This is a genomic window from Pseudomonas abietaniphila (assembly GCF_900100795.1).
GTDB lineage: Bacteria > Pseudomonadota > Gammaproteobacteria > Pseudomonadales > Pseudomonadaceae > Aquipseudomonas > Aquipseudomonas abietaniphila.
The window spans coordinates 673,892-694,915 of sequence record NZ_FNCO01000001.1 but is presented as its reverse complement, the minus strand read 5'-3'; the positions used below and the strand labels follow the sequence as shown (position 1 = coordinate 694,915).

Below are 21,024 nucleotides of genomic sequence, written 5' to 3'. Positions count from 1 at the left end.
GTCCAACAGGATCAGAAACTGATGCCCTTGGCGTTCTGGGCGGTCGCACTGATTTCCTTGTTGGCGGAGTCGGCCTTGCCGGACGCGATGGCGTTGAGGACGTCCATGGTTTGTTTGCGCTCGGTTTCCTGTTCTTGCAGGCCGATCAGTTTGGCCTGGTTGGCATCCGCCTGTTGGCTGGCCTGTTGTTGCGCGGCGACGGACTGGCTGTTGCCGGTCCCTTGAAACAAAGCGGATTGCATGTTGGCGTTTGCCGCCAGGCTGTTGGCGCCCTGAGCGAGGCCACCGGCAGCGTTAACACCGGAGTTGAGCATGTTGGTCAAGCTGGACATGGGGTTCAAATTGACAGCCATTTTGCATACCTCTTGATCGACACCAGCGTCATTGCATGGTGTTGATGGGTGGCAGCGAGACTGGAATCGGTTCCGCGGGACATTCAATTAATTTGGGAGAGTGTGGAAGGTGAACATGCCTGTGATCTGGGGGTTGGGTTGGGTGAATATCCATTATTTGCAGCGAGGCAAATATTTGGGTTCTGCCTGACGGCAGAACCCGCATTCAGCCTCACCAGAGAGAAGAGATACGGGATAAACACACCATTGCGTCCTCACCTGGAAAAACGCCATCTCAAACATCCAGCTCTTTCATCCGGTGATACAACGTCCGTCGCGGGATATTCAGCTCCTGACTCACCGCCTCGATGCTGTTGTTATGCCGCTTGAGCGCGGCCTGAATCAGCACCTTCTCAATCACCCGCAACTGCGACCTCAACCCCGCGGAAGACACACCCTCGCCCCCCGACTCACTGCCCAACAGTGGAACCCCCAGCACAAACCGTTTGGCCGCCGACTTCAGTTCACGGATGTTGCCCGGCCACTGATGATTCAACAGCACATGCCGCAACACCCCGCTCACCTCCGGCACCGATAACCCTGCTTCACGCGCCGACGCCGCAGCAAACTGCCTGAAAAGCGGGATGATGCGCTCGCGCTGAGCCCGCAACGGCGGCAACTTGAGGGTCAGCACGTTAAGCCGAAAATACAGGTCTCGACGAAACCGGCCCAGCTCTACCCACTCATCCAGAGAATGCTGCGCCGACGCAATCACACAGACATCCAGCGCGATCGGTGTTGTCGATCCCAGCCGTTCAACCGAACGCGTCTCCAGTACGCGCAGCAGCTTGGCCTGAAGACTCAACGGCATGCTGTCGATTTCGTCCAGGTACAACGTGCCACCCTGCGCCGCTTCGATGTACCCCACCCGTGAACGATCGGCACCGGTGTAAGCACCACTGACCACACCAAACAGTTCGCTCTCGGCCAGTGATTCAGGAATCGCCGCGCAGTTCATCGCGACCAGGCGCCCCTTACGCCCCGACAACCCGTGAAGACGTTGCGCTACCGTGTCCTTGCCCGTTCCGGTCTCACCGGACAACAAAACGTCGATGCCCAGTTGTGAAATGCTCTGAGCGACGATCGCCAGGTTCGGCACATGAAGATTGTCTTCCAGCTGTTCATCAAAAAAATCGTACACACTCATCCACGACCTCTGACACTTCAAGCGCCTGTGGCTGCCCCGTGCACCGAGCCTTCACAGCCCCCACCAGGCAACGGGCATTCAGGTGTTACGAAAACAGCGGATCGGACGCGCCGAGGCAGGTCAGACCCAGCTCCTTCATGCGGTGATACAAGGTGCGTCTCGGGATTTCCAGCTCCTGCACCACGGCATCAAGGCTGTGCTTATGGCGTTTGAGGGCGTCCTCAATGAGCATTTTTTCGATGACCCGCAGTTGGGTCTTCAGGCCGGTGTCGGGGTCGCGGGCGGGTTCGGCATCAGCGCCCAGCAAGGGAAACCCCAGCACGAAACGTTTGGCGGCTGACTTCAACTCGCGGATGTTGCCGGGCCAGGCGTGGCTGAGCAGCACCTGCACCAAACCGTTACTGAGCGTAGGCACCGGGCGGCCGAAGTCGCGGGCGATGCTCTGGGTGAACTGGTCGAACAATGGCAGGATCTGTTCCCGACGCTTGCGCAAGGCCGGCATTTGAATGGTCAGCACATTGAGTCTAAAAAACAGATCGCGACGAAACAGCCCTTGTTCCACGAGTTCATCCAGGGAGCGCTGTGCCGAGGCAATGACGCGCAAGTCCACCGGAATGAAGGCGGTGGAGCCCAGACGTTCGATCCCGCGGGTTTCCAGGATCCGCAGCAGCTTGGCCTGCAGGCTTAACGGCATGCTGTCGATTTCATCCAGATATAGCGTGCCGCCAGACGCTGCTTCGATGTACCCCTCGCGAGACCGGCTGACACCGGTGTAAGCCCCGTTCACCACACCGAATAGCTGACTTTCCGCCAACGACTCGGGAATGGCCGCGCAGTTCATCCCGACAAAAGCGCCTGTGCGACCCGACAGCTCGTGGATGCGTTTTGCCAGCGTGTCCTTACCTGTCCCTGTCTCCCCACACAAGAGCAAATCCATGCTCAGACTTGCGGTATTGACTGCAATCTGGTGAATGTCCAGCGCTGCATTTTCCCCCAAAGACGCCCAGCCGCTTACATCGATTTCTTCCTTCATCGATACCTCTCAAAGTGGGTGCAAGCGAGTTATTAGTACCACGCATTACACAGGCATCAATATTTAATTTAAGTTCCCACACTCGATGAGAACAGGTTCACAAGGTTCCCCAGTGATATCATTATGATCTTACTTGCTGTACCACTAATACGCCGTCTACTTTCAAACGATTATTTAAATTTAAGACTTGCTTGTGCTACGACGATGTTTTATTGAGGAACACCCGGAAAGGAAAGGTTCTCAACAATCATCACAATACATTAACAATCAATGGGTTATGCTTCAAAACTGTGCGCCTCAGCGCCAGCTTGCCCGGCGTCATCAGACCTCCAGAAGCAAACACCGGCGTCTGACCTTTCCCTGTCGTTGGCAGGATTGTTTGCACCCTCTTGCGAATGAACCCACCGCCTATTTATAAACGACGCACCCTCTCTATAACATCACCCGCAGCATTCAACTCACTTTTCCGCGGCGCATTAATTCGTCATGTAATTAACACTTTAAACTCCTCAACGCACCTTCATAAAACTTCATTTATTATCTATCAGACATTGCAACTTCACTCTAACTAACAGCTCGTTCGGATTACCAACTAAGGAGGTTCGGATTTCCGAACATTGCTTTATCCATTCAGCCGGATCCTCCAGAGCCCTTTATTTTCGGGGGCTTCTGAGTAGCACTACGCTTGTATTGACAGCGCTCGCGGGTGCAGAGGAGGACGTGATTTGTCTCCAGATCTGGATTGGGATCCAACTAACGGGAAGTGACCCAGCCCCACCCTCACACCGTGGCTGATACCGGCCTATTTGACAGAGAAATACGGGCACGATGTTTCAAGATATGTCGAAACAACGCGAAACCGTTCTGTATCAACAGGGTTACACCACGGCGAAAAAGTTCATGGCACTTATAGGGTTTCAGCTGAATGAAGGCCCCTGTGCTGGCTGATAATCGCGATGACATCAGCATTAGACGGGCTATCGGAGCTGTGTCACCGACGTTACAAAAACGCGGAACGCCCCACTGCAAGGCACAGCGCGCTTGAAGGGTGAGCAGCGGCGCGTACGTAACGCCACGGTCACGGCACCCACCTGACAGACGGCGATGAAGGTGTCGCGCTGATCGCCAGCGTTTCGGCAGAAACGTCGGCGGCGCCCTCCTCCATATTTGCGAGGCCAGCCGCCAACTGCCGCGCTTGATCTCGAGGAACCAGCAGGTGACGCGGTCCATCGATGGTTTTCTTGCGTACAAACGCAGGATTCAAGCCTAGAAGCACGGCTTCATCGACCCCAGCGGCGGCCGCCAACCGGGAAAGGTCGACAGGGTGCGTGAGCTCGATAGCCGTGAAATACGGTGCGTTGGCCACTGGGCTCAATTGCACGCCGTAGGCAGCCGGTTCGCGCACCAGCATCGACAACGCCAGCAGGCGCGGAACGTAATCCTGGGTCTCTCGCGGCAGATTCAGATGCCAATAGTCTGTAGGCAGGCCCCGACGCTGATTCGCCTCGATTGCCCGCATTACGGTGCCCTCGCCCGCGTTATAGGCAGCCATTGCCAAGAGCCAGTCGCCATTGAATTGGTCGTGCAGACGGGTCAGATAATCCATGGCTGCTTTGCTCGAGGCCACGACATCGCGCCGGCCGTCGTAAAACGCTGTCTGGCGCAGATTGAAGTCACGCCCGGTGGCGGCCATGAATTGCCACAGTCCGGCGGCGTCGCGAGCAGAGTTGGCTTTGGGGTTGTAGGCGCTTTCGACAATGGGCAACAACGCCAACTCTGACGGCATGTTTCGCTCGTCCAGAGACTGCGCAATGAAATGAAGATAAGGACTGGCCCGCTGGCTGGCATTGCGCAGAAAGGCCGGGTTTTCCAGCAACCAGTCACGCTGACGGACGATTCGCGGGTTAAGGCCGTTGTCATCGACCAGGCTGAAACCTTGCCCCAACCGTCCCCATACATCGCTGCCGTCATAGCGCGCCGGCACAGCGCCCGGTGTCTGAGGATTTACATCGCGATGAAGCCCCGCCACCAGCCGAGGCGTACGCTCAGCGGCGGCCTCGGGCGAGTAGTCGAAGGACTGGCAACCTGCGCAAAGCATGAAGACGCCGAGCGACCCGATGCGTATCTGACAGCCGAGTCGTGACAACCCGGTCGGAAAGGTCAAGGCAGGCCGCATGAAGGGATAATCCTGAGATCGTGATTACCCTAGGTGGTCCAGGCGCCCGGCCGGTTCCCTCTCAACAGCCATCCTCGCGCATGGCCTGGTGTGAACGCGGCAAGCGGCGGCAGGGGTTCACGCGCTCAGGTGCTTTTGCTCCACAGCAATCGTACGCCCCGCACGCCGATGGTAGGCCTCGACGTATGCATCCCGCGAGGGCGCCAGATGCGCACGACACAACTCGACAAGGCGCTGGGCGTCGGCGGCCTTGAGCGCGTCGATGATCGCCCAGTGTTCCCGGCGCGCACGCTCCAGTTGTTCGGGAAGCACCAGCGAGGACGATCGAATGGAGTGGGCACGCTGGGCGTGGTCCTGAATGGCTGCGACCAACACCGGGTTGTCGGACAGCGCAAACAACTGTCGGTGGAAACGCATGTTGGCGCGAAACACCAGGCGCAAATTGCCAGCGGCGATCTGCGCGTCATGCTCCTGCTGGGTCGCTTCCAGTGCGTCAAGCTGATCGAGTGGCACCGGAAAACGGATCAATTGCACGCACTGGCATTCGAGCAGTTCACGGACTGCGTACAAATCCTCCACTTCTTTAACGGTGTACGCGCGAACCAGTGCACCGATGTTGCGCTTGCGCTCCACCAGGCCCATACGTTCGAGCTCGACGAGCACTTGGCGCACAACGTGCCGTTTGAGGTTGAAGCGTGCGAGCAGTTCGTCTTCGACCAAGCGCTCGCGCGGGTGCAGAAACCCCAGCACGATTTCTTCTTCGAGGGTTTGCACGGCCCTTTCAAGGCCGCTTTGGGGATCATCGAGTTCCAGGGATTGCATAGCGGGTACAGCGCTCACGTGATCAGGATTGACCGCGTCAGACTGCCACAAACCCTCGTCCGACGCAGCTTGGTTTCGGCCTCATGATGAAAAACACAAGGCGCTTGCATCGCCTCGGTGTTCCGTGATTACATCGCCTTCACGGATTATCGATAATATACCCAATAATAAAATCAACCGAGGTGACCATGCCTGAGCACGATCCTGTCATCAAACCCCAAGGCATCCGCAAGGGGCTGACCAACTATGGCGACACCGGCTTCGCGCTGTTTCTGCGCAAGGCGTTCATCAAAGGCGCGGGCTACACCGACGACGCGTTGAATCGCACCATCGTCGGCATCGCCAACACCGGCAGCGGCTACAACCCCTGCCATGGCAACGCCCCGCAACTCATCGAGGCGGTAAAACGTGGTGTGATGATGGCCGGCGGGCTGCCGATCGATTTTCCGACCATTTCCATTGCCGAAAGCTTTTCGCAACCCACCAGCATGTACCTGCGCAACCTGATGTCCATGGACACCGAGGAGATGATCCGTGCGCAACCGATGGATGCGGTGGTGTTGATCGGAGGCTGCGACAAGACGGTTCCTGCGCAACTGATGGGTGCAGCGTCGGCGAACGTGCCCATGGTGCAACTGGTGACCGGTGCCATGCTCACGGGTGGCCATCGGGGCGAACGCGTAGGCGCGTGTACCGATTGTCGGCGCTTTTGGGGTCAGTACCGGGGCGATCAGATCGACGAGCAGGAAATCACCGAGGTTAACGACAAGCTGGTCGCCAGCGTCGGCACCTGTTCAGTGATGGGCACGGCCAGCACCATGGCCTGCATCGGTGAGGCGCTGGGCATTGTGATGCCCGGCGGCGCCTCCCCACCGGCCGTGACGTCCGACCGTATCCGCATTGCCGAGCTCAGCGGACGTCAGGCGGTGATCATGGCCCGGAGCGGTCTGACGCCGGACAAGATCCTCACCGAGAAAGCCTTCGAAAATGCGCTGCGGGTGCTGCTGGCCATTGGTGGTTCGACCAACGGCATCATCCACCTGACGGCCATTGCCGGGCGCATGGGGTTCGACATCGACCTGGAGGCGTTTGATCGCATGAGCCGGGAAACGCCGGTGCTGGTCGACCTCAAACCGTCCGGCCAGCACTACATGGAAGACCTGCACCGCGCCGGGGGACTGCAGACCGTACTGCGCGAACTGCGCCCGCAGCTGCACCTGGACGCCTTGACCGTGACCGGCCGCACCCTGGGCGAAGAACTCGATGCAGTGCCATCGTTCAAGCAGGACGTGGTCCGCAGCTTCGCCAACCCGATCTACCCGGCCGGCGGCATCGCCTTCCTCAAAGGCAACCTGGCGCCCGATGGCGCGATCATCAAACAGTCAGCTGCCGACCCGGTGTTGATGGAGCACGAAGGCCGTGCCGTGGTGTTCGAGAATTCCGAAGACATGGCCGCGCGCATCGACGACCCGGAACTGGACGTCAACGCTGACGACATTCTGGTGCTCAAGAACATCGGTCCCATCGGCGCTCCGGGCATGCCGGAGGCCGGTTACCTGCCGATTCCGAAAAAGCTCGCGCGCGCTGGCGTCAAAGACATGGTGCGGATTTCCGACGGTCGCATGAGCGGCACAGCGGCGGGCACCATCGTTTTGCACGTCACGCCTGAAGCCGCGCTGGGCGGGCCTTTGGCGCTGGTGCGCAACGGTGACCGAATTCGCCTGAGCGTGGCCGAACGCAGCATTGAGCTCAAAGTCTCCGCCGAGGAACTGGAACAGCGTAAAGCGCACTGGGTACGCCCTGTTCCTCAGGGCGCCGAGCGCGGTTACCGCAAGCTGTTCTTCGAGCAGGTGACGCAGGCCGACAAAGGCTGCGACTTCGAATTCCTGCGCCCGCCGCAGATGATCGCGCGGGTCCCCGCCCGCGATTGATCAGCACCGGTATCTCCCAGAATGTGCACCGCTGCGTGAACCCGCGCAGTGGCGCACTGACTCAAACAATAAAAACAGGACCGCCGTCATGACCGCACGCCCCACTCGAATCAGGTACCTGATTCTGTTGATACTGTTCATCGTCACCACCCTCAATTACGCAGACCGCGCAACGCTCTCCATCGTCGGCTCTACCTTGCAAAAAGACCTGGGCCTGACCCCTGTTCAAATGGGGGTCATCTTCTCGGCGTTCGCGTGGGCTTATGTGATCGGGCAAATCCCCGGCGGATGGCTGCTGGACCGCTTCGGTTCCAAGCGGGTCTACGCCTGGAGTATTTTTCTCTGGTCGATCTTCACCCTGCTGCAGGGCTTTGTCGGTGTGCTGAGCGTAAGCGCCATCGTCGTGGCGTTGTTCATCCTGCGATTTATGGTCGGTCTGGCAGAGTCGCCGTCTTTTCCGGGCAACAGCCGCATCGCTGCCGCCTGGTTTCCCACCGCCGAGCGCGGTACCGCCGCCGGAATATTCACCTCCGCGCAGTACTTCGCCACGGTATTGTTCGCCCCGTTGATGGGCTGGATCACCTTCCAGTACGGCTGGCACTACGTGTTTCTGGTCATGGGCGGCCTGGGAATCCTGATGTCGCTGATCTGGCTGAAAACCATCCATGCCCCTCGCCAGCACCCTAAGGTCAATGAGGCCGAACTGCAGCACATTTCCAGTGGCGGCGGCCTGATCGAAATGGACCAGATCGGGGTCAAGAATGAATTCACCCGTCCCCGCTGGACCCACTTCAAGCAACTGCTGACCCATCGCATGATGCTCGGGGTTTTCATTGGTCAGTACTGCATCAACACCCTCTCGTATTTCTTTCTGACGTGGTTCCCCGTTTATCTGGTGCAGGACCGTGGCATGTCGATCCTCAAGGCTGGACTGGTAGCGTCCGTGCCGGCGATTTGCGGGTTCCTCGGCGGCGTGCTCGGCGGCATCATCTCCGACGGCATGCTGCGACGGGGCCGCTCTCTGACCTGGTCACGCAAGACGCCGCTGGTGCTGGGCATGTTGATGTCGACCAGCATGATCGCCTGTAACTACATCGACGCTGAATGGTTGGTGGTGACCGTCATGGCCATCGCCTACTTCGGCAAAGGTTTCGGTGCTATCGGCTGGGCGGTGGTGGCCGACACCGCGCCCAAACAGATCGCGGGCCTGTGCGGCGGGATGTTCAACGGATTTGGCAATACGGCCGGCATCACCACCCCCATCGTCATCGGTTTCATCCTGCAATCGACCGGATCGTTCGAAGGCGCATTGATCTTCGTCGCCGCTAACGCGCTGGTGGCGATGTTCTGCTACCTGGTGATCGTCGGAAAAATCGAACGCATGACGCTCAAGGATGAGCCGGGCGAAACGCCGGTCACCTCCGGTGAGTCGTTGACGAGTAAACGCTGAGTCCAGCCGGCCGAACGCTGGATCAGCGATTCGCCCACCCTTCCACCGTACGGACCAGATCGGTCAGATCGCGATCTGCGCCGTCCTGCTGCGCGGCAACGTTCCACAGTTGCCGCGCAGCATTGCCGAGCCACATCGGCACGCCCAGCGCCTGACACTCCTCGACGGCGAGGCCCACGTCCTTGCACACGCTGGAAATGGGAAATCCGAAATCGAAGGTGCCCGGCAGTACATGTTTGGGAAATTTGTCCAGCGTCGCGCCATTCTTGCCGCTGCCGGCGTTGATCACCGCCATCATCACTTCGGGGTCCAGCCCTCCTTTGACGCCTGCAACGAAAGCTTCACTGGTGATCGCAAAAGCCGTCGTGGAGAGCATGTTGTTCAGCAACTTCAGCAGTTGGCCTTGCCCCGGCTGCTCGCCGACGATGAACACCTTGCCGAACACATCGAACAACGCCCGCACCCGTTCAACGACCTCGGATTTGCCCGCGATCATCAATGCCAGTGTGCCGTTCTCCGCGCCAGCTGCTCCGCCGCTGACGGGTGCATCGACGGTTTCGATGCCTTTGGTTGCGAGCGCACTGGCCACCTCCTGCTCGGCGCGTGAACCCACCGTCGACAGGTCCACCAGAATCCTGACCGCACCGCCTTCGATAATGCCATCGGCACCAGTCGCCACGGCCTTGAAAATCGCCGGGCTGGGCAAGCTGGTAAAAATCACTTCGGCACTGTCAGCCACTTCTCGCACACTGGAGGCCACTCGCGCTCCGAGCGCCGCGAGTTCATCCAGCGCGCTCTGATCTTTGTCGTAAATCACCAGTGAATGCCCGTGTTGCAGCAGTCGCCTCGCCATGGGGCGCCCATGACGCCCACCCCGATAAAACCCAATTGATGATCGGCCATGATGATTTCCTGATGGTTAGAGACTGGCCAGGCGCATCAGCGCGCCAGCGTCGGTTGAATGATCCAGTGCCCACAGCGCGTCGAGCAACGGCTGTGGTTCGCAGCCCGAACGGCCGTAGGCGACCAGTTCCCGCAATTTGTTTTCCAGGAACTGATCACTCAGCGGCGCACCCAGACTGCCCAGTGATACGTCGATGGTTCGGCTGAGGGTTTCTCGTGATGTGAAGAAAATCCGGACGTGTGCAGACTCCACCGCATAATCGGTGTCATCGATGAACTGCAAACGCCCATACAGCGCCCGCAGACGCTGATCGCTCACAGCGGCATCGCTGAACTCGCCGAGTCCTGCCTTGCCGGTGGCCAGGCTGACGGCCACCGCGTGCTGCGCACTGACCTGAGATTGCCGTCCCAGAACGATGTCCGGGCGATCGGTGCGCTGACGCAATAAAGGGTGGCCGGTCAGCTCGATACGCACGATGTCTTCCAGCGCCCAAGTGCGGTCCCGTGACAGCTCAAGACACGCCTGAATCACCGGATTGAGCACCACACCGCAGGGGTACGGCTTGTAGGTGTTGGCAAGCAACGCCCACGACTCACCCAGTCCGCTGCTGACCTCGCTGTAGCGAGGCTGCTCGCCGAAGACGTTAAGAAACCCTCGTTCACCCTCCAGTGGTTGCTCTGGCCCGGCGAAACCTTCCTCGGCCAGCAACGCCGACAGCACGCCATTGCGTGCCGCATTTCCGACACCGATGCTCTTGGCCGCGCTGCCCAGGGTTTCCACCAGCCCCGACGCCTGAGCGCTGGCGTTGCCCAAGGCCCAGACCAATTGCCGGGCGTTGAGCCCGAGCACCTTGCCCACCGCTGCCGCCGCGCCAAACACGCCGCAGGTCGCGGTGATGTGCCAGCCTCGACGGTAATGCTCAGGGGAAATAGCCATGGCCAACCGACACTCGACCTCTACCCCCAGTACGAAGGCGAGTAAAAAATCCTCCCCACTGATCTGCCGGGTTTCAGCCAGTGCAAACAACGCGGCCGCAACGGGCGCGGTCGGATGAAGAATGGTCGGAATGTGCGTATCGTCGTAATCGAAAACGTTGGCACTCATCGCATTCAGAGACGCCGCATTGAGCAGGTCCATCGATTCACTGCGGCCGACCACGTGGGCCTGATTGCCCGCGTTGTAGTGCGAAAACAGCTTCACCGCCCTGACGACATCCGGGTCGCTGCAGCCGGCCATGCAGACCGCGAAATAGTTAACCAGCGCCCGCTTGGCTTCATGTCCCACAGACGATGGAATGTCGGCCCAGGTCGTGCGTTCGATGTACTCGGCAAGTTGATGACTTAATGCATGGGTCATGCGGTATTCCCGATTCGTGTTGGGGTGGTTTTTTGGGTGGCACGCACTTAACCCGCCATCCATCCATCGTCCACCGGCAGGGTCGCACCGGTGATTGATGCGGCGGAATCGCTGCACAGGTATACGATCAGATCGGCGACGTGGCTCGCCTCGACAAAACGCCCGGTGGCCTGCTTGCCGTTAAGAAATTCACGGGTGGCGGTGTGCCTGTCCAGCTGTTTCTCCGCCATCAAGGCATTCAAACGGCCTTCGATATTCGGTGTCAGCACCGACCCCGGACACACCGCGTTGCAGGTAATGCCCTGGCCCTGGGTTTCCACTGCCACGGCCCGGGTCAGGCCCAGCAGCGCAGTCTTGGTGGTGACGTAATCAATGCGGTTGGCAATCGCGCGCGAGCCGTAGGCTGAAGACAGATTGAAGATGCGCCCCCATTGCCGCTCGCGCATGCCTGGCAACACTAACTGGGTAGCACGAAACGCCGCTGTCAGGTTCACCGCCAGCGCCTGATCCCAGCGCTCCAGAGGAAATGCCTCCAGCGGCGCAAAGTGCCGGACCACTGCGTTGTTGATCAACACGTCCACCCGGCCTGCGGCATCGATGAGCGACTCGATTTCATCGGGGTGGGCGACATCGGCCCTGACGTAGCGGACCCCCACATCATGGGCACGCATCAATTCATCGCACGTCTGACGCATCCCGTCAGGGTTCGCCAATCCGTGCAGAACCACGTCGAACCCCGCTGCTGCGAGGCCCTTGCCCATCGCCAGACCCAGTCCGTCTGAAGACCCTGTCACCAGCGCGACACGCCCCTTCATACGCCTGCCCCTCGTGAATCGATGCGCACCGCAAACGAGGGATCGCCGGGATCAACCGGCGCGAAGCGATTCATCACATCCGGGTCGTGCCCCGGTACGGCTACAGCACCGGGACGTTGCAACCACTCGCGAATCTGCACGTAGCCCTGATACATGTCAGCCAGGCTGTCGAGAACGGCGAACGGCCGGTCCTGCTCAAGCTCTTCGTAATAGTGAATGGCGTCCGATGCCAGAATCACCGGCCCTCCCGGCATCTCCACCACCACCGCCAACTGCCCCGGCGTATGCCCGCCGAGTTCGTGCAATTCGATGCCGGGGATCAACGTGTTGCGAGGCCCGTCCAGCAAAGTGATACGGCCTTCACGGTGCAAGGCCTGAATCCGCTCGATGTCCAGCGGATCGATATGATGGGCATACTGAGGCCGCTTGCCCATGTCGGTGCCCCAAAACTCGAACTCGCGCCGCGACATGACGATGCTGGCGTTGGGGTACAGCCCCAGATTGCCGGCGTGGTCGTAGTGCGCGTGGGTCAATACCAGCAGCTTGACCTCCAGCGGATCAATGCCCAACCGCGCGAGCGCGTCGGCCGGCGCAACCACGGGCTGTCGGCGCCGTGCAGTGGCCGCTTCCGGGCTGAACCCGGTGTCGATGACGATAGTCTGCCCGGCGTTGCGGAAGATCCAGAAAAAGTAGTCCATGGTGATTTCCGCGTCGGGCTCGCGGTACGCACGGAAGTTGTAATAACACTCGCTTTTGGTGGTCTGGCGCGTGCCGTAGCGCACGATAATGATCTCTGGATCGATCCAGTCGGGTTTGCTTGGGCTCGATTGCGTGCTCTTTGATGGCGTGTCCATAAAACAACTCCAGATAAAATCCAGGCAGATTCAGATGTTGACGTTTTGCGGGGCGCGTTCGACGGGCAGCGGCACGTCGGCAATGTCTTCCAGCGAACGGTTTTTCGTTTCCGGCCCGATCGTCGCCACGATCACCGCCTGCAGCAGCAACGTCCCGGCAATCAGCGAAATCACGCCGACAATGCCGAACCCGGCAAACACCGCTGCGATCGCGTATGGCACGAGAATATTGACGCCTCGCCCGATGGCGTTGCACAGCCCGGCACCGCGCAAGCGCAGCTCCGTCGGGAACAGCTCCGGTACGTAGCTGGCGACGCTCAGCGAGGACAGCACGTAAATGCAGCAGGTAATTGCGAAACCGGCCGCGATGATTGCTATCTCGGACTGGGCAAAGGGATAGCTCACGCCAAAGCCGATGCCGACCAGCGAAAACAGCACGATGCCCCACTTGCGGCCCAACCGCTCGGCAAGCGCAAACGCGATCAACGAACCCAACGGGCCGCCCGCAAACATCAGGGTGGTCAGGCCCAGAGAATTCGATACGCTGTGGCCCTGTTGCACGAGAAAGGTCGGGATCCAGCTGACGAAGGCATAGTTCACCGTGAACAACCCGACCAGTACCGTGATGCCGGTGATCGTGCGCGTAAGCAGTCGGCGGGAGAACAAGTCGCGAATGCGCGCAGGGGTTGCCGTGGTTTCTGCCAACGGTTCCTGAGCCACGTAGCTGTTTGGGCTGACACCGCAGCGGGTCTCGATGGTAGCGACGATCTTTTCCGCCTCTGCCGCGCGTCCCTGAGAGGCCAGCCAGCGGGGCGATTCCGGCATCGACTTACGAAGAAACCACACGACCAGGGCGCCCACGCCGGCAATCGCAAACATCCAGCGCCAGCCGAAATGCGGAATGATCAGCCAGCCCAGAAACGCCGCCAGAAACAGCGACGTGTTGATGATCAGATTGAGGACAGTGCCAAAGCGGCCGCGCCAGTCGGCAGGAATGAATTCACTGAGAGTGCCGTAGCCCACGACGATCTCCGCCCCCATGCCAACGCCCATGACCAGACGGAAGAAAATCAACCAGTACATCGAGGGCGCCAGCGCTGCTGCAATCGAGGCGAAACCATAGATACCGAGGTTGAACTGGTAGGTAAAGCGACGTCCGAAACGATCGCCCAAGACCCCGGACAACCAGGCGCCGGCCATCATGCCGATGAAGGTGACCGACACGAAGGTGGCGTTCAGTGCCAGGGTCGATTCATGGCTGTTGATCAATGCCGCGAGCACTGATCCGGCGATGTAAATGTCGAACGAGTCGAAGAACATGCCAGCTGCGATCAAGCCGAGCAGCCGGTAGTGAAACCCCGATAACGGCAAACGATCCAGGCGTGCGCCGATGCTGGATGTTGTATTCATGTGCGTGCCTCGTTGTTATTTTTATGAGTGGTCATCAAAGCGTTGCTACACGCCCGGTCGTGGTGGCGCCTTCACGTTGCACGTGTGCGTCATCAGGTTGAGCGTTGGTTCGGTTCCCCCAGCGCCTGTTCGAGCATGGGCGCCGCTTCCAGCGCGCCATGGATGCCGATGACACTGACGATCTCCAGCATTTCCATGATTTCTTCCCTGGTCGCGCCATAGCGCAAGGCATTGCGCATGTGCAGCTTGAGGCCCGGTACGTACAGGTGCGTGGCCGCTGCATCGAATGCGCAATACATCAGTTCCTTGACCTTGGGCTCCAGCACCCCCGAACGCCAAGGCACCGATGAAAACTCGACGTACGCCTCGAACAGTTCCGGGTCCAGTTCAAGCAGCCCTTCCCACGACGAATGCCAGTAACCGCGGTTGTCGATGAAACGGGACTTAAGCGCTTCTCGACGGGCATCGAAAGGCTCGGGACCTTCACGCATGCCCTCTTCCTCCAGCACCTCAAGCAACACCGGCACGCCGACATTGGACGCGTGTATGCCCACGGTGCTGATCAGCTCAAGCACTTCGGTCAGCTCTTCGCGGGTGGCGCCATGCTGGACGGCGACACGCAAATGCTCCTGGATGCCAGGCCGGTACAAGTGCGTGGCCGCTGCATCGGCAGCGATGGCAATGAACGCCTTGACCTTGCCGGGCAGGTGATTCTTCTGCCACGGCACGGCAGCGAAACCGGCGTAGGCCTCGACGAAGCCGGGATCGAGCCTGAGCAGGCTGTCCCACGCCAGGTTCCATGTCCCGCCACTGCGGGCGAAGGCATCTCTGGCCTTTTGTTGTTTTTCTGTGAGGTTCATGCGTACTTTCCCCTAACCGAAACAAGCGCTATCCGAGGCATGCGGGCCCACTGAGGGCGCACATTCATTCGCGAAAAACCCAGCAGGCGATACCGACGCGTCGATCCTGATGGCCAATCGCGAATGAAGGTGTTCTCACAGGCCTCCTCCGTCAGACCGGGGATTTTTCAATCCGCCGAACGCAGGTAGTCCGTGTCCTCCACCGCCTCCTGCCAAACGGTCTTGCCAATGGAGGTCGCCGTGTGAACCATGAAATTTTTGGTATTGGCGCCATGCCAGTGCCGTTCGTGCGGACCGATCCAGACCGTGTCGCCCTGGCGTATCGCCTGCGGCTCACTGCCTTCCAGGCAAATCCAGCCGCTGCCGGCGGTGACATACAGCACCTGCCCCTGTTCGTGATAATGCCAATAGGTGCGCGCACCGGGATTGAACGACACGTTATTGATCGTCACCCCATCGGTTGCGGGCATCACCGGGTCTGCCCAGACCACGCCCGTAAAGGTGCTGGAACGTTGCTCTGAAACGGCGCCTTCGATGCTGCCGTGAAAAACCTTCATGCGTTCTCTCCTGTGTTCATTGCTTGACGCGATTCGTGCAGGCGCACCCCACCGGACATGTCGCCAATGGCATCCACCACGCGATTGCTGATCAGGTCGCCATAACCCAGCGCTACCTGCAGGCCAAAACTGGCCAACGGCCCGGACGCATTGAGCGAAGCGACACCCAATTCACGAACGCGGTCCAGGTACAGCACCACATCCTTGCTCATCAACTTGCCGGTCAGTCCACCTTCCAGGTAGTTGCCATCGACGATGTGCGGGAATCGGTTGAGCGTGGCGAAGTTCACCCCGCTGCTGCTGTTGAGGACATCGAGCAATTGATGCAGGTCCAGCCCGGCCTTTTTGCCTGCGACCATCACCTCCGCCGTCGCGGCGAGGCTCACCGCATTCAGGAAGTTATTCAGCAATTTGGTCGTGTGCCCGGCACCGCTTTCCCCCATCACAAAGACCTTGCTGGCGATGGGCTTGAACACCCAGGCCAGCGCATCGACGGTGGCGGCATCGCCACCGACCATCAGCGTCAATGCGCCCTTTTCGGCCGCTGCCGCACCGCCGGAAATCCCGGCATCGATGTATTGCACACCGCGCTCGGCAAACAGACCGTGCAAGCGCAAGGTCGAACTGGCCGCTGCGGTGCTCAGGTCGACGACGATCTGGCCTTGGCGACAATGAGCGAGCAACCCTTGCGGACCTTCGACGACCGCCTCGACCACCTTACTGTCCGGCAATGACAGCAACACCACGTCGGCCTCGACCGCGACGTCGGCGACAGAGGACGCCACCTGTGCCCCCGCCGCTTCTATTCGCCGGGCGTCAGTGTCATAACCGAGCACATTCAGACCGGCATTCACCAGGCAGCGCGTCATGCGCCCGCCCATGTTGCCCAGACCGATGAAACCCAATGTCTTGTTGTCCACGACAGCTCTCCTCAAGCGCTCACGTTGTAGTGAGCCTTAGAAATCCACGTCTTTGGTTTCCGGCCCCATGTGGGCGCCGATGGTTGCAATCACACCGCCGACCACCAGCAACACGGCAGGCGTGACGGAAAACGGCATGAACTCGCCCAGCCAGGCCATATAGAAGGCGTAGAACGATGGGATGATCACCGACAGACTGAACCCGACACCGAATCCAGTGGCGCGTACATCGGTCACAAAACGCTCGTTGATGTAGGTCACGATCACGCCCCAGGGTGCGGTCACCAGCACCGACAGCACGCAGACGAGCGTCATGATCACCGGCAGCGAAAGGCCCTGGACGTTGGCGAGCACGTACATGATGGCGGCACCGACGGTGGCGATGACCGGCCCCAGGGTGATGAAGAAACGGCGGCGTCCGATCTTCTGCCCGATCATTCCCGAGCCGATGTAACTGAAAAACAGCACCGAGTAAGCGATCAGCAACGTGCCCGTCACCTCCATCCCTGACAAGTGCAGGATGTTTCTGAGCAGGCCGGTGGGCAGGAAGATGGTAATGACGTTCTGGGTCAGCCAGAAACCGGTCATCATCAGCAGCACCTGCAGCAGGTTGCGTCCGCTCTTGCCTTTAAGCAGATCGGTCAGCGGCAGTTTTTCACGGGGTGTGTTCCCGGCTTCGCTCTCCCAGATCTCCGATTCCGACACCGCGTACACGTAATACAGCGCCAGCACGCCAGCCAGCACCGCGCCGATCACGAACGGAATCCGCCACCCCCATTGCACATAAGGCGAGCCGGGGCCATCGAGCGGAAACAGGATGAACATCAACATTGCCACCAGATTGATGCTCACATACGCCAACGGGAACCCGGCAATGATCAGACCGCCGACAAAACCGCGCTGATGCTTTTTGGAATACTCGATGGCCAGCGGCATCGCACCGGTGTAACCACCGCCGAGGAAAATCCCGTCGACAAAACGCAGCAGCACCAAGGCCCAGTAAGACGCAATGCCGATGGTCTCGTAACCGGGCAGCAACGCGATCAACAACGTGACCACGCCAAAGCCGGACACTGAATAAATCGACGCCATGCGCCGTCCGGTCTTGTCGGCGATCATGCCGAACAGCAACGCACCAATCGGACGACCCAGCAACGTGGTGATAAACACCAGTGAGGCGAGAATCGCGGCCATGCCTGGCGACAACTGAGCGGGCTGAAAGAAAAACAGCACCGGGGACAACACCACTACCGGCAAGTAAATGTCGAACATGTCGATGTATTCGGAAAAGAATGCGCCCTTGATGGCGTTCCTTCTTTTCTTCTCGATCGACTGATCGGTTTCAGCCACCGAGCTGGCTGGGGCGTAAGTGCTCATGACGTTTCCTTATAGTTATTGTCGGACGCAAGCAGGGGGTCGTGGTGTCAGGATTCAGCGTGCCGAGGTTTCGGCTTCATAAGCCTTGATCGCTTCGGAGGCCACGCGAAACGCCGCAAGGCCCAGCGGCGCGCCGCAATAAATCGCTGCCTGCATCAGCACCGCGCGAATCTCCTCCTGCGTCACCCCATTGCGCAGTGCGCCGCGCACATGAATGCCAAGTTCATGGTGCTGACTCATGGCCGTGAGCATGGCGATGTTGATGATGCTGCGGGTCTTGAACGGCAATGTCGGGTCGCCCCAGATTTCACCCCAGCAGTACTCGGTGACGAGTTTCTGCATCGGCCGGTTGAAATCGTCGGCCGCTTCCCACGATTTCTCGACGTGGCGGTCGCCTAGTACTTCCTTGCGATTGTTGAAGCCCTGATTGAAACGTTCGTTGTTATCCATGATTCCCACCTTGTTCGTACGATCGACTGATTGTCATACAGTTAAAACAGGTAAATTTTTTTGAGGTGTTCATGTGCGTGCTACTGCAGCGCTCAGTGCATTGAATCAGGTCCCGTAGCCCACCAGCGACTTCACTTCCAGGTACTCGCGAAGACCGTACTCGCCCCACTCGCGGCCGTTGCCGGAGCGCTTCACGCCGCCGAACGGCGCTGCGAAATCGGCGGGCGGATAATTCAGGTGCACGCTGCCGGCCCGCAATTGACGCGCAACCTGGCGGGCACGCTGCTGGTCGGCCGATTGCACATAGGCGGCCAATCCGTAGTGGGTGCCGTTGGCGATGGCAATCGCCTCGGCTTCCGAGTCATAGGGAATCATCGACAGGACAGGACCGAAGATCTCCTCCTGAGCGATGCTCATGTGCGGGCTGACGTAGGCAAACACGGTGGGTTTCACGTAATAGCCTTTCTGGATACCGTCTGGCAGACCAACACCGCCGGTAACCAACTGCGCCCCTTCGTCGATGCCGTTCTGAATCATCGCCTGCACCCGGCGAAACTGGGCGCGATTGACCAGCGGACCGAGGTGGGTGCTCTCATCGCCCGTGGCGCCCACGTGGTAGCCCTCGGCCGCGACCCTGGCGATCTGAATGGCCTGATCCATAAGCGAACGCGGGATCAGCATGCGGGTTGGAATCGAGCACGACTGACCGCTGTTGGTGAAGCAAGCCGCGACGCCACGGGTCACGGCATCCTGAAGATTGACGTCATCGAGCAGAATATTCGCCGACTTGCCACCGAGTTCCTGCGCCACGCGCTTGACGGTGTCTGCCGCCGACTTGGCCACAAGGACGCCTGCGCGAGTCGAACCGGTGAACGAGAGCATGTCGATGTCGGGGTGTGACGACAGTGCTGCACCCACACCAGGGCCGTCGCCATTGACTAGGTTGAAGACCCCGGCCGGAACGCCCGCTTCGTCCAGCACTTCAGCGAACAGCAGGCTGCTCAGCGGTGAATATTCACTGGGTTTGAGCACCATGGTGCAGCCAGCGGCCAGCGCCGGGCCGACCTTGACGACGATCTGATTGATCGGCCAGTTCCATGGGGTGATCAGACCACAGACACCGACCGGTTCGTGACGTATCAGTGTGCTGCCTTGCGCTTCTTCAAACGCAAAGTGCTGCAGCACGTCGATCAACTGGTTCAAGTGCAGCCAGCCGCGCGGCACCTGGAATGTTCTGGAAAAGGTTATCGGCGCGCCCATTTCCAGACGCATCGCCTGAGCGAACGCCTCCTGACGGCGCTCATAGATCGAAACGATGCGTTTGAGCAATGCAATGCGGTCGGCCACGCTGGTCTGCGCGAATCCTGGCAGCGCCTTGCGCGCGGCAGCCACCGCACGATCCACGTCGCGGGCGTCCCCCAGCGCCAGGCGCTCGACCACGGCCTCGGTGGCCGGGTCAATGACGTCGAACCAGGTCGGCGATGCCGGCTCGACCCAGCGGCCGTCTATATAAAAGCAGGCTGCACGGGACATTTACTCGCCTCCTCGCTCGCCTTCCTTCGCCAGCATGCGGTACATCTCGGTGTGATCCGTGGTGGGCGTTGCCTCCTGCGCCACCTCGTTCCACACCACGATTGCGCTTTGGCCGAAGGTCAGCGGGTAATCCAGCGCATCGGACAGGCCTTTGGCAATCTTCAGGTCTTTGTTCATCAGCTGCATGGAAAACCCGGAGCCGAACGTGCCGCTGAGCATGAATTGTTTGGCCTTGTTCAACGAGGTGTTGGTGCCGCCGCTGGACGCGTTGAGCACATCGACCATGACGGCCGGCGCGATACCAAAACGCTTGGCCACGTGCAACGCTTCGACGGTCGCCATAAGCCCGGCGGCAGATACGAAGTTGTTCAGCGCCTTGGCCGCGTGACCGGCACCGGCGTCGCCAATGTGCAGGATATTTTTTCCCATGGCGTCCAGCAGTGATCGGCAGCGTCGCATGACCGTTTCGTCACCACCGACGAGAATGGCCAGGCTGCCATCAACGGCACGTTTGACCCCACCGGAAACCGGGGCGTCGAGGTATTCAAGGTTCAGGGTTTTGAGCGTCTGACCCAGTTCGCGGGAGCGTGCCGGCTCCGAAGAGCTCATGTCGATCACCACTGAACCGGCCTTCAAGTGCGCCGCCCAGCCACCGTCGGCCAGCAGCACGTTCTCGACGATGGCCGAGTTGGGCAGCATGGTGATCAAAACATCGAGGGTATTGGCGTTTTCAGGGGTGAGCGCGGAGGCATTCAGGGCAGCCTGCACATCGCGCAGCCGTGCGGCATCCGCGTCCGCAAGCAATAGCTGAAACCCGGCCTTGGCCAGGCAGGCCGTCATCGGCGTGCCCATCATGCCCAGTCCGATGAAACCGATTCGTTGCGGTTGCGTCATGTTCGTGCCCTTTGATTTTTATGTTCTTTTCAATCGGGTCGAGGCGACGTCACGCGGTGTTCTGAAGCGGTGACCCACGCCAACCGTTGCGACAAAACTATAGGATTGTCATACAGTCGGTCAATAGGCTAGTTTACAGTTTC

At 59.8% G+C, this 21,024-nt stretch carries 18 protein-coding genes and 1 pseudogene; 2 read left to right on the top strand and 17 right to left on the bottom strand.

Annotated features, from left to right (window positions below; genetic code table 11):
• Nucleotides 1–11: 11 nt before the first annotated feature.
• From BLS87_RS02885 to BLS87_RS02865, 5 genes and pseudogenes are all read right to left on the bottom strand, one after another.
• Entirely contained in the window at nucleotides 12–353 is a 342-nt protein-coding gene (locus tag BLS87_RS02885; protein WP_074749987.1) for a type III secretion system major pilin HrpA, read from the bottom strand.
• 274 nt (nucleotides 354–627) lie between these two features.
• Entirely contained in the window at nucleotides 628–1,539 is a 912-nt protein-coding gene (locus tag BLS87_RS02880) for a sigma 54-interacting transcriptional regulator (protein WP_074749985.1), read from the bottom strand.
• 85 nt (nucleotides 1,540–1,624) lie between these two features.
• Nucleotides 1,625–2,572 carry a sigma 54-interacting transcriptional regulator gene (locus BLS87_RS02875; RefSeq protein WP_083370584.1) on the bottom strand — a complete coding sequence of 316 codons (948 nt, stop codon included), beginning with the start codon at nucleotides 2,570–2,572 and terminating at the stop codon, nucleotides 1,625–1,627.
• A gap of 1,129 nt (nucleotides 2,573–3,701) precedes the next feature.
• A pseudogene (locus BLS87_RS02870) lies at nucleotides 3,702–4,748 on the bottom strand (transglycosylase SLT domain-containing protein); the annotation flags it as partial.
• Between the two features lie 117 nt (nucleotides 4,749–4,865).
• Nucleotides 4,866–5,570: a GntR family transcriptional regulator gene (locus tag BLS87_RS02865; RefSeq protein ID WP_143024276.1), complete on the bottom strand. Its 705-nt coding sequence runs from the start codon at nucleotides 5,568–5,570 to the stop codon at nucleotides 4,866–4,868.
• Nucleotides 5,571–5,758: 188 nt separating this feature from the next.
• On the opposite strand from BLS87_RS02865, the gene BLS87_RS02860 reads away from it, so the two are divergent.
• A complete protein-coding gene (locus tag BLS87_RS02860; protein WP_074749981.1) occupies nucleotides 5,759–7,501 on the top strand; it encodes an IlvD/Edd family dehydratase in 1,743 nt (580 codons plus the stop codon).
• 88 nt (nucleotides 7,502–7,589) lie between these two features.
• Complete coding sequence (locus tag BLS87_RS02855; protein ID WP_074749979.1) at nucleotides 7,590–8,951, top strand: MFS transporter; 1,362 nt, start codon at nucleotides 7,590–7,592, stop codon at nucleotides 8,949–8,951.
• Between the two features lie 22 nt (nucleotides 8,952–8,973).
• Here the strand turns inward: BLS87_RS02855 and BLS87_RS02850 are convergent, their stop codons facing one another.
• The 12 genes from BLS87_RS02850 to BLS87_RS02795 form a co-directional block, all read right to left on the bottom strand.
• Nucleotides 8,974–9,804, bottom strand: a complete 831-nt coding sequence (locus BLS87_RS02850; protein ID WP_143024275.1) for an NAD(P)-dependent oxidoreductase — start codon at nucleotides 9,802–9,804, stop codon at nucleotides 8,974–8,976.
• A 66-nt stretch (nucleotides 9,805–9,870) separates the two neighbouring features.
• Nucleotides 9,871–11,211 (bottom strand): MmgE/PrpD family protein, encoded by a 1,341-nt coding sequence (locus BLS87_RS02845; RefSeq protein WP_074749975.1) that lies wholly within the window; start codon nucleotides 11,209–11,211, stop codon nucleotides 9,871–9,873.
• 47 nt (nucleotides 11,212–11,258) lie between these two features.
• Entirely contained in the window at nucleotides 11,259–12,026 is a 768-nt protein-coding gene (locus BLS87_RS02840) for an SDR family NAD(P)-dependent oxidoreductase (protein ID WP_074749973.1), read from the bottom strand.
• Nucleotides 12,023–12,880, bottom strand: coding sequence for an N-acyl homoserine lactonase family protein (locus BLS87_RS02835; protein WP_074749971.1), 858 nt, complete (start codon nucleotides 12,878–12,880; stop codon nucleotides 12,023–12,025). Before BLS87_RS02835 ends, BLS87_RS02840 begins: the two co-directional genes overlap by 4 nt.
• Before the next feature lie 30 nt (nucleotides 12,881–12,910).
• Nucleotides 12,911–14,290 carry an MFS transporter gene (locus tag BLS87_RS02830; RefSeq protein WP_074749969.1) on the bottom strand — a complete coding sequence of 460 codons (1,380 nt, stop codon included), beginning with the start codon at nucleotides 14,288–14,290 and terminating at the stop codon, nucleotides 12,911–12,913.
• Between the two features lie 92 nt (nucleotides 14,291–14,382).
• A complete protein-coding gene (locus BLS87_RS02825) occupies nucleotides 14,383–15,150 on the bottom strand; it encodes a carboxymuconolactone decarboxylase family protein (RefSeq protein ID WP_074749967.1) in 768 nt (255 codons plus the stop codon).
• 167 nt (nucleotides 15,151–15,317) lie between these two features.
• Complete coding sequence (locus BLS87_RS02820; RefSeq protein WP_074749965.1) at nucleotides 15,318–15,707, bottom strand: cupin domain-containing protein; 390 nt, start codon at nucleotides 15,705–15,707, stop codon at nucleotides 15,318–15,320.
• Nucleotides 15,704–16,642, bottom strand: coding sequence for an NAD(P)-dependent oxidoreductase (locus BLS87_RS02815; RefSeq protein ID WP_074749963.1), 939 nt, complete (start codon nucleotides 16,640–16,642; stop codon nucleotides 15,704–15,706). Before BLS87_RS02815 ends, BLS87_RS02820 begins: the two co-directional genes overlap by 4 nt.
• Before the next feature lie 21 nt (nucleotides 16,643–16,663).
• Nucleotides 16,664–18,004: an MFS transporter gene (locus tag BLS87_RS02810; protein WP_074749961.1), complete on the bottom strand. Its 1,341-nt coding sequence runs from the start codon at nucleotides 18,002–18,004 to the stop codon at nucleotides 16,664–16,666.
• Nucleotides 18,005–18,058: 54 nt separating this feature from the next.
• Nucleotides 18,059–18,454: a carboxymuconolactone decarboxylase family protein gene (locus BLS87_RS02805; protein ID WP_074749959.1), complete on the bottom strand. Its 396-nt coding sequence runs from the start codon at nucleotides 18,452–18,454 to the stop codon at nucleotides 18,059–18,061.
• 105 nt (nucleotides 18,455–18,559) lie between these two features.
• Nucleotides 18,560–19,987 (bottom strand): aldehyde dehydrogenase family protein, encoded by a 1,428-nt coding sequence (locus BLS87_RS02800; RefSeq protein WP_074749957.1) that lies wholly within the window; start codon nucleotides 19,985–19,987, stop codon nucleotides 18,560–18,562.
• Complete coding sequence (locus BLS87_RS02795) at nucleotides 19,988–20,881, bottom strand: NAD(P)-dependent oxidoreductase (RefSeq protein ID WP_074749955.1); 894 nt, start codon at nucleotides 20,879–20,881, stop codon at nucleotides 19,988–19,990. It abuts the gene before it with no gap.
• Nucleotides 20,882–21,024 lie beyond the last annotated feature (143 nt).

What these genes read in the sequence shown, in the direction of transcription:
- BLS87_RS02830 (WP_074749969.1), bottom strand. Translation starts at nt 14,290, where the DNA reads ATGAATACAACATCCAGCATCGGCGCACGCCTGGATCGTTTGCCGTTA.
- BLS87_RS02825 (WP_074749967.1), bottom strand. Translation starts at nt 15,150, where the DNA reads ATGAACCTCACAGAAAAACAACAAAAGGCCAGAGATGCCTTCGCCCGC.
- BLS87_RS02845 (WP_074749975.1), bottom strand. Translation starts at nt 11,211, where the DNA reads ATGACCCATGCATTAAGTCATCAACTTGCCGAGTACATCGAACGCACG.
- BLS87_RS02835 (WP_074749971.1), bottom strand. Translation starts at nt 12,880, where the DNA reads ATGGACACGCCATCAAAGAGCACGCAATCGAGCCCAAGCAAACCCGAC.
- BLS87_RS02800 (WP_074749957.1), bottom strand. Translation starts at nt 19,987, where the DNA reads ATGTCCCGTGCAGCCTGCTTTTATATAGACGGCCGCTGGGTCGAGCCG.
- BLS87_RS02840 (WP_074749973.1), bottom strand. Translation starts at nt 12,026, where the DNA reads ATGAAGGGGCGTGTCGCGCTGGTGACAGGGTCTTCAGACGGACTGGGT.
- BLS87_RS02885 (WP_074749987.1), bottom strand. Translation starts at nt 353, where the DNA reads ATGGCTGTCAATTTGAACCCCATGTCCAGCTTGACCAACATGCTCAAC.
- BLS87_RS02820 (WP_074749965.1), bottom strand. Translation starts at nt 15,707, where the DNA reads ATGAAGGTTTTTCACGGCAGCATCGAAGGCGCCGTTTCAGAGCAACGT.
- BLS87_RS02855 (WP_074749979.1), top strand. Translation starts at nt 7,590, where the DNA reads ATGACCGCACGCCCCACTCGAATCAGGTACCTGATTCTGTTGATACTG.
- BLS87_RS02795 (WP_074749955.1), bottom strand. Translation starts at nt 20,881, where the DNA reads ATGACGCAACCGCAACGAATCGGTTTCATCGGACTGGGCATGATGGGC.
- BLS87_RS02805 (WP_074749959.1), bottom strand. Translation starts at nt 18,454, where the DNA reads ATGGATAACAACGAACGTTTCAATCAGGGCTTCAACAATCGCAAGGAA.
- BLS87_RS02875 (WP_083370584.1), bottom strand. Translation starts at nt 2,572, where the DNA reads ATGAAGGAAGAAATCGATGTAAGCGGCTGGGCGTCTTTGGGGGAAAAT.
- BLS87_RS02860 (WP_074749981.1), top strand. Translation starts at nt 5,759, where the DNA reads ATGCCTGAGCACGATCCTGTCATCAAACCCCAAGGCATCCGCAAGGGG.
- BLS87_RS02880 (WP_074749985.1), bottom strand. Translation starts at nt 1,539, where the DNA reads ATGAGTGTGTACGATTTTTTTGATGAACAGCTGGAAGACAATCTTCAT.
- BLS87_RS02850 (WP_143024275.1), bottom strand. Translation starts at nt 9,804, where the DNA reads ATGGCGAGGCGACTGCTGCAACACGGGCATTCACTGGTGATTTACGAC.
- BLS87_RS02865 (WP_143024276.1), bottom strand. Translation starts at nt 5,570, where the DNA reads ATGCAATCCCTGGAACTCGATGATCCCCAAAGCGGCCTTGAAAGGGCC.
- BLS87_RS02810 (WP_074749961.1), bottom strand. Translation starts at nt 18,004, where the DNA reads ATGAGCACTTACGCCCCAGCCAGCTCGGTGGCTGAAACCGATCAGTCG.